Below are 8,032 nucleotides of genomic sequence, written 5' to 3'. Positions count from 1 at the left end.
GACACATAGAACCTTCGAAACCTGGGTCTGTTTTGGTTCTTAACTATGTATCTTGGGTAAAGGAGCGAGGATAACAATAGTGAACTGTATTACAAATAGTGGTTATTCGGTGCGGAGAGTATAATTCATCTAAAAGAGATGACACTCTACCTGGAAGGTCATGGGACTGACGGCATCTCTTTTTTGTTTTATTGAAATAAAGGGGATTTTACGTTGCTTCGTGTCCACAACGTCAAAAAATTTGACAATACGATCAACTATATGGTTTTGGAAATATTTCGTTGTGGGATGTGTATCGAAATGAAAAAGCTTTCGGAGGAAATTAAACAATTTTTGCTCCAACGGACAAAATGAAAGGTTTTGCATACATGAGCCATCCAATAATCTGTACCTGCAGCGGCTATAAGCCTCTCAATCTGCACAAATGGGGACCGGGCGTACGGGATATTTATGCATTGCATTACATAGCTGGCGGAAAAGGCGTTCTGGAAACACGGCATGGCGTTTTCCCATTAAAAGCGGGTGAAAGCTTTATCCTCTATCCGCATACGGAAGTCTACTATTACCCCGACCCACAGGACCCGTGGGTATATGTATGGATCGAATTTACTGGGGACGAAGCCCGGCACTTATTGGACAAGACGGGCTTCGTTCCAGATAAGCCGGTTGTTCCTGTGTCCCCAGTCAATCTGTTGCCGCATTTTCCAATCGTAGAGATCGCAGGGGGTGCACCCTTTGAAAAAATACGTGCCGAAGCCAGGCTGCGTCTGCTGCTATCTTACTATATGGAATATTTTCCTGCGGAGTATTCGATCCGAACTACGGATTATGTAGAGCTGGCGAAAGCATATATCGAAACGAACTATTGGAAAACCACATTGACCGTCTCGGATATTGTTAACGCCGTGAGACTGGAGCGCAGCTACTTATTCCGCTTGTTCAAGAATGCAACGGGAATGCCTATCTCTAGCTATTTGATCGCATTCCGTGTCCGGCGCGCCTGCGAGTTGATGAAAACGTCCGAATTGTCTATCAAATCGATTGCTTTCTCAGTTGGTTATGGGGACCAATTGTATTTCTCCAAGGTATTCAAAAAAGCAACGTCACTTACTCCAACGGAATATTTGACGCTGCATGGCGCTTATCCGGCTAACGAAACAGCATACACTTTCCGGAAGCTCTATAATACCTAATCAATTTATCGATGGGTTCGCGTCCACAGCCCAGTTTTTCGCCAAGGCAATTGATGCATAAAAAGTCTTGCGTCATTCGGGAGACAAGCTTCAGATAGATAGCCACGTCATCCGTCAGGAGCGGAACACGGCATTCTCTGCACGTTCTGCTCCCCATTTAGTTGACCAACTTAGCCCGTACGACCAGACAGTCATGAGCGGGCACGACGGGAGAGAATCGTTCCTTATACACGCCGAGCTCCTTGTGCTCCCAGCAGTCATACAGGGACAACGATATTCCCGAAGCATAAGGAAGCCCAATGTCCCAGAACTGCAGCGAAAGCTCTCTCTGACTGTCGCTTAGGTTGAAGAAGCCTATAGCCAGATCCCCATTCGTCAGTACTTTTACCAGCATAAAAACATCGTCCGAATGGAACCATTGCGGTTCCGGTTTGATTCGGTATGCACCGCGGCCTTCAATGTCCTGATTGATTGCAATGAGATCATGGTTCAGCAAAATGTCCTTTGTGGCCTGATTCGTGTTCCGGATATCGCAGCCGATCATAAGCGGAGACCCCATGATGCTCCATAACGAGAAATGGGTTTTATATTCGTTGTCGCTACAACCGCCAATCTTGCTGCCAATAAAATCATTGTTGCTTCCGCCGTACATGCCGACTACGAGCATATCCATATCGTTATGGCAGAAGGAGCCGGTATAGCATTCCTTATCTAGCTGGGATAATGTCAAGTTTTTAATGGAGTCCCAGTGATCCTGGATATCTCCAGTGGACCGGTACATATGGGCGCCTGATTCGCGTATCCATTGATACACATTGTCTTCCCCCCAATTGCATGCGGAGAACAGGATGTCCCTGCCGCAGTTTTTGAGCGCGAGGCTCATGCGTTTATACATCAGCTCGCCTGAGATATGGCGGGGCTTAAAGCAAAAGTCGTATTTTAAAAAATCTACTCCCCATTCGGCGAATAACCGGGCGTCCTGGAATTCGTGCTCGAAGCTGCCCGGATAACCGGCGCAAGTATGGGTGCCTACGCACGAATACATGCCGAACTTCAAGCCCTTCGCATGAATATAGTCGGCAAGCGCCCGCATGCCGCTGGGGAATTTGATAGGATCGGCTTTCAATTTTCCGTTCTCGTCTCTCTCCTTCAAGCTCCAGCAGTCGTCGATCACGATATATTCGTAGCCTGCATCTTTGTAGCCTTCCGAGATAAAAAGATCCGCGACATCCCGAACCAGCTGCTCGTTAATATCCCAGGTGAAGGTGTTCCATGAATTCCACCCCATGGAGGGTGTTAGACCAAACGTTTTGTTAGGATTCACTCTCATTTTCCATCCTTTCATACCCCTGTCACTGTACCAAGGGATTAGGTTCATGTTGTGTTCTTTTCGTATTAAATCATGTCTACTCTTTCCAGCCTATAGCTTGACGTTGCTTGTATATGGAATGATGTTGCTTGAGAATTTTATAAACGAAAAGGGGGTAGCTCGAGGCGAGCAACTCCCTATCTTTAAGCTATCTTTCTTCTAATTCACGAAACCGAAGCCCAGAATCGTAAACCGCTTGCTTTCTTGTCCGGCGGCCATTCGAATCTCGACCCTATGCTCCTCAGATAGCTCCGAACGGTGTAAGATGACGGCGTGGCAGCGCGTCCACTTCACAGTATGAGACATGGCCATCTTCACATGCTGACCGTCGAACCATATGTCGGCATCTCCGAAGTCGTCCCTACCGGTATTTTTGTAAACGAGAAGAAGACTCTTGCAGCGAAGAGTCATGATGAAGCTCTCGCTGTCGGATTCGGCTGTATGCATCCAGTTATTAGGGAACTGCGGCGTGCCGAAAGAATGGTCGTCCATCTCCGCGAATTGCAGATCAGAATCGGTTGCGCGAAAGCCGCCTTCATCAATCTTGACCATGTCTGGTCCATTGCGGCGGTCCAGCAAGCGAACGCCTGAGAAATCGTTACCGATTACAGAAGGTAAATCAATGACCGTATCCTCGGAAACCATTACGGAACGATCGGTCTCCGTGAACAGCCAGCTCAGGCAGTCAGCCATAATCGCGTGTCCCGTGTTCGTAGGATGATAAATATCACTGAAGAAATCCTGCTTGGAAATAACGCGCCCCTCGGCTTGGATTTTGCGGAATTGCTCCGTCACCGCATCCTTGATGCTCACCATGGGAAGCCCGTATTGCCGACCGATAGGGGACAGCCGATCCTGCAAATTCCAATCGCTTTCGAACACGCTGAATAGCAGGATAACGGCTGGAGAGTTTTCGGCGGACAACGCTTTCAGGACGAGGCTTTCGTAGCAGACGCCCTCCGTCTCGTCGTCGGCGTCGTTAACGGCAAACTCCACGACGACGATGTCCGGTTGAACGGCTCCGTCTCGCAGGATATCCCGATCGTAACGAATCATGCCCAATTCGGAAGGCGTGCCGCCTACGCCTGCTTTGATCAAACGGATGGCCTCGCCTCCGGTTTGGCCAAAGGTCTTCTTAAAGTTGGCATATGTCAGGTAGGCGTAACAGGCCGTATGGAGCGGATCGGCTCCCGCGCCGTGAGTAATGGACCCGCCGATAAAGGCGAGCGTCACTTTTTCGCCTCTCTTCGCCTTATCGATAGCGGCTTTTAATCGTTTGTTGTTGCCTGTTCTAAGTAACGATTTGGCGATCATCTCGCGATAGGCCCAAGAATGCACTGCCATGGGAGTCTCTCTTTCCTGCGGGGGCAATCGGTCTGTCATTAAAAAGCTCCTTCCATAATAGTTAATCAACTTATCATATTACGAAGCGTTCTGGCGTAAAACCTGTTAAAGAATGGTTTTTGGCACGCGAAACCGCAAACTTTGAGTGATCGGCAGGTTGCCCCTGGCAATAACCGACAGCTATACTTTGAAGGAGAAAACGCCGGGATTCTTCTTGCGCAGTATACTTGGAACCATGAAGTGGAGGCAAGCGGCGATCTGAATCAGCAATGCCAATTGGTTAAGATTGTTTAATTATTAATTGATGGCAAAGCAGAAGCCAGACTATGATCTCACGACATTGTGGAAGCTTTCTGCCGGTTAATCGGCAGGAAGCTCTTCTCTCGGTTTTGGATAACAATAAATAAATAAATGATGGAGCGATGCATATATGGCCATGATGCAAATAAGTTTTTTTTCATCATGCATGAAGAGGGAAGTCACGTTCAACGCGCTGCTACCGCTCGATAGACCGGAAACGGAAGGCGAGGGCGGCAAACCGCTGAAGTCCTTGTACCTGCTTCATGGCTATTGCGGCAGCCACACGGACTGGATCAGCTTCTCGCGTATACGAGAGCTGTCGGACCGGTACCGCATTGCAGTATTTATGCCAGCTGGGGAAAACCGGTTTTATCTGGACGACGAAGAAGGTGAAACGCTGCTCGGCCAATTTATTGGCCGGGAGCTGGTGGAGTTTACACGGCGGACATTCCCGGTATCGCTGGAACGAGAAGATACCTTCATCGGCGGTTTATCGATGGGGGGCTACGGGGCTCTTCGGAACGGCCTGAAATACGCGGAGACGTTCGGCCAGATCATTGCGTTGTCTTCGGCGCTGATCCCTTACAATATCGCGCGGATGCAGCCCGGTCATCATAACGGAATCGCAGGGTACGGCTATTATAAGAGCGTTTTCGGAGACCTCGAACAGGTGTTGGGAAGCGATAAAGATCCTGAGGAGCTGGTTCTCCGTTTGAAGAAAGATGATTTAAGTATTCCGCGAATTTACATGGCTTGCGGGACCGAAGACTTTCTGCTCGATGTCAATCAGAGGTTCCATCAGTTCCTGATTAGCGAGAAGATTGAACACATATACGAGGAAACGGCTGGAGCCCATACTTGGGAGTTCTGGAATGATAAGATCGGCGGTGCTTTGGAATGGGCTTTAGCCTAATGTTCAATTGAATGTTGTTTTTAGTTAATACAAATTTCTATAAGATCTTTATGGATAGGTATTATGTAACACCAAAACAATATCGTAAAAATAATCAAAATGCATAAGCAACACCCGAATTCTGGGTGAAATGGAGAAAAGTGAGCGATCCAATATTAGGAATGTTTATTCGTAAGCGTCAAATAGCCCCCACCTTGTCATGAAGATGAGGGCTCAGAGAGCTGTAATCAGGATTTAAATACACACGACAAGTCAACGGTAAGCGACCAAGGTAGCAAGTTGTCCAACGCTTCGGGATCCTTCGGTTCGGGAATTTGCGGGGGTCGCTCGAGCAGGTACATCTAGTCGCTCTACTTAGCAGCTTGAACCTTCAATCCGCAATTCAAACATGTCGTTTCCTTATCATAGCCATAATGGCTAGTAGGACAGGTATGAATGCTGTCGGAACCAGACTAGAAAACGGTAAAATTTCATAGTTATAGAACGTTACATCCGACAAACGCGTATAACTATTCTGCGTAATAGCAAAAAATAACAAACCTACGGGCAAAACAAGCGGTTTCGACTCCTTAAACCGGAAAATATGTCCCATGACCTTTACAAACACATATTGAATCACAACAAGTTCAAACAAAGTGGTAATGGTCCAAATTGCGATGATTACGATTTCGATTCTTTCCATGTATTCGCCGAATTTAACCAATTGAATTACTGAAAAAAAGGGAAACGTTGCCGATTTCGTCAAAGTCATTCCCAGCGATCCGAACGTCAAATAACTTGATGCAATCAAATAAATGCTGGACAACGATAATCCTATGATGGAACTTGTGAATATTTTTTTTGTGTTTTTCACCCGTGATAAAAGAAAACCCAAGACAACGATCTTTCCGAAAGGAAATGCGAAAGAAAGGATCCCTCCATAGACTATTTCCGATAATCCGCTTTGAAATTGCGGAAGGAAGGGATTCGTCTCCACTTCCCGTAAAATAAAAATACTAATTACACAAATGGCCAATACAAATAAGGGAAGGATCAATTGGTTAGCGCGAGCTATCGCACCTAGTTCGAGATAAACGGCATAAGAAATTGCCAGTACCATGCAAAAAATTAATACATGCGAAGATGTATTAGGAAGGATCGCTGTTGTAAAGAAGGAAGCTAACCCTCGATACGCCAATCCCCCTAATTCAAGAAAATAAATAAGATAAATGACGAGCACTAGCTTCGCAACCCATTTTCCACACAACTTTTCGCATATTTCCATCATAGATGAATTTGGATACTGCCATTGTACATAGCATAAAAGCCGCAGAACCCCAATAGCAACGAAAGTGGCCAAAAGGTTTGATATCCATACATCATGTTTTACCACTTTCGCTTCGAGCAAATACAATGTCGAGAAGCCCGACAAAAAACTGAAACAGAGGCATGCGAGTTGGGCGTGGTTTATTCTATCTTGATATACTGTCATAAATTCTCCAAATGAATATGCAAAAGGTTTAAAAAATAATGAGAAACTGGATAAAAAACGAAGCTATACAAAGATTCGACTGTAGGCAAAGCATTGCTGATGACTGGGAGACAATAGCCTGCCGTCACTACACATAATAACAGCATCACCAAGGCATTGAATTTAGCACTTTTTCTCCATAAGCGGGTAAACTCTTTGATTCCATAACAAATGGAAATGAATCCTACTGCATAAACAAGCATGTTATTTCCCCCCTATACTTTGGATCATTCCCAAAGTATCAATTTTTACATCGACATGGACGTTGATTGGAATCGTAGGGTATATGTCCATCCATTCATTTTTCATTTTTTTCCACTCAATGGGATGAAACTGGATGAAGTAATCAGAGAAACCAGTAAGATCCACTTTTAATTCCTTTTGGAAACGATTCAAGCTGTTGCGTATGATGTTTTCCATGTGCGTGGAAGCCGCTTGCTCAAGTTCCACAAGATTGTGCTGTTTGTTGATCGTTAGCCGATGATTCGTTTCACTCAAATTTGCTTTAAAATTCAAATAAATATCCAATTTTGGACTTCCGTCAGATAAACTGCTGGATATGGCTTGCTTGGCAACCTGAAAAAGTAATGTCACTTTCGTAGACTTGAAGTCCACAGTTTCGATAAATTCAAGGTCTTTCCATTGACGTTTCTGCGACAATAAATGAACGACAAGTACCTCTTCCCCCTCCAACCAGTCAATAAACCTTCCCTTATCAAACACGGAACCGCCACCCGAAACAAGCACTTCATGGGAATTATTGGACAGCTTCGACTTTTTCAGCCTTCCCGCAACAAAGCCTCTATATGGATTGGAGTTCCAATTCGCAATATTTTTTACCGTCTGGTTGATACTTTTACCCCAATCCATTTCATTCCGTGTTTTTCCCAACAATTCATTCGAGAGTAAATCTCCCGTTTCGGATTTCACTTTCAGTTTATCTGCCGCTTTTCCGTCACTTACCATCAGATTACTGGTAATACGTACTTGACGATTCCTAGTTAAAAAATCCACGATATCGTAAAAAGAATGACGCGCTGCACTCTCTCCGACAATAATGAATTTGTTGTGTTGCCATATCATTTTTTTGCTAGCCTGATTCCGCAAATTTTTTGCAGCATCATAAATCGAGGTACCTGTTGCACTTGCAACCCATGCAGAGAGCTTTCCTGATTTTTCCGTACTTGCGGATGAAGGTAAAACACAATACGCAGTAAGTACATACTTATTCTTTTCCATGTCATAATCGATACCTACTGCCATTACCAATGTGATATCGCTAATTTCAATAACATCCGGCGAACAACCTGTCATAAAAGACACAAGCATACACACAATGAGGAACCATTTAACATTCTTCATTCTTTTCTGGTTCACTTCCAATCAATAACGTCCCTAGTTTT

7 protein-coding genes are annotated in these 8,032 nt (G+C 45.2%); 2 read left to right on the top strand and 5 right to left on the bottom strand.

Features of this window, described 5'->3' with window-relative positions; genetic code table 11:
- Nucleotides 1-368 precede the first annotated feature (368 nt).
- Nucleotides 369-1,193, top strand: coding sequence for a helix-turn-helix domain-containing protein (locus AC1DLI_RS31530; protein ID WP_477609211.1), 825 nt, complete (start codon nucleotides 369-371; stop codon nucleotides 1,191-1,193).
- 157 nt (nucleotides 1,194-1,350) lie between these two features.
- Here the strand turns inward: AC1DLI_RS31530 and AC1DLI_RS31525 are convergent, their stop codons facing one another.
- A complete protein-coding gene (locus AC1DLI_RS31525) occupies nucleotides 1,351-2,517 on the bottom strand; it encodes a glycoside hydrolase family 27 protein (RefSeq protein WP_477609209.1) in 1,167 nt (388 codons plus the stop codon).
- Between the two features lie 204 nt (nucleotides 2,518-2,721).
- The gene (locus AC1DLI_RS31520) at nucleotides 2,722-3,945 is read right to left on the bottom strand and encodes an SGNH/GDSL hydrolase family protein (protein ID WP_477609207.1); all 1,224 of its coding nucleotides are present in this window, start codon (nucleotides 3,943-3,945) and stop codon (nucleotides 2,722-2,724) included.
- Nucleotides 3,946-4,336: 391 nt separating this feature from the next.
- Here AC1DLI_RS31520 and AC1DLI_RS31515 point away from each other — a divergent pair, with 391 nt between their 5' ends.
- A complete protein-coding gene (locus AC1DLI_RS31515) occupies nucleotides 4,337-5,119 on the top strand; it encodes an alpha/beta hydrolase (RefSeq protein ID WP_477609205.1) in 783 nt (260 codons plus the stop codon).
- A gap of 382 nt (nucleotides 5,120-5,501) precedes the next feature.
- Here AC1DLI_RS31515 and AC1DLI_RS31510 read toward each other — a convergent pair whose 3' ends face one another.
- The 3 genes from AC1DLI_RS31510 to AC1DLI_RS31500 are packed head-to-tail and all read right to left on the bottom strand — an operon-like array spanning nucleotide 5,502 to nucleotide 8,006.
- Nucleotides 5,502-6,590, bottom strand: a complete 1,089-nt coding sequence (locus AC1DLI_RS31510) for a GerAB/ArcD/ProY family transporter (protein ID WP_477609203.1) — start codon at nucleotides 6,588-6,590, stop codon at nucleotides 5,502-5,504.
- Nucleotides 6,587-6,832, bottom strand: coding sequence for a hypothetical protein (locus AC1DLI_RS31505; protein WP_477609201.1), 246 nt, complete (start codon nucleotides 6,830-6,832; stop codon nucleotides 6,587-6,589). Before AC1DLI_RS31505 ends, AC1DLI_RS31510 begins: the two co-directional genes overlap by 4 nt.
- A 1-nt stretch (nucleotide 6,833) precedes the next feature.
- On the bottom strand, nucleotides 6,834-8,006 hold the full coding sequence (locus AC1DLI_RS31500; RefSeq protein WP_477609227.1) for a Ger(x)C family spore germination protein: 1,173 nt from the start codon (nucleotides 8,004-8,006) through the stop codon (nucleotides 6,834-6,836).
- Nucleotides 8,007-8,032: the final 26 nt, after the last annotated feature.

The organism is Paenibacillus sp. 01T443 (assembly GCF_056398325.1).
This window is presented reverse-complemented; position numbering and strand designations above follow the sequence as displayed.

Excerpts from the sequence above, each read along its gene's own strand:
- AC1DLI_RS31530 (WP_477609211.1), top strand. The coding sequence starts at position 369 with ATGAGCCATCCAATAATCTGTACCTGCAGCGGCTATAAGCCTCTCAAT.
- AC1DLI_RS31520 (WP_477609207.1), bottom strand. The coding sequence starts at position 3,945 with ATGACAGACCGATTGCCCCCGCAGGAAAGAGAGACTCCCATGGCAGTG.
- AC1DLI_RS31515 (WP_477609205.1), top strand. The coding sequence starts at position 4,337 with ATGGCCATGATGCAAATAAGTTTTTTTTCATCATGCATGAAGAGGGAA.
- AC1DLI_RS31510 (WP_477609203.1), bottom strand. The coding sequence starts at position 6,590 with ATGACAGTATATCAAGATAGAATAAACCACGCCCAACTCGCATGCCTC.
- AC1DLI_RS31505 (WP_477609201.1), bottom strand. The coding sequence starts at position 6,832 with ATGCTTGTTTATGCAGTAGGATTCATTTCCATTTGTTATGGAATCAAA.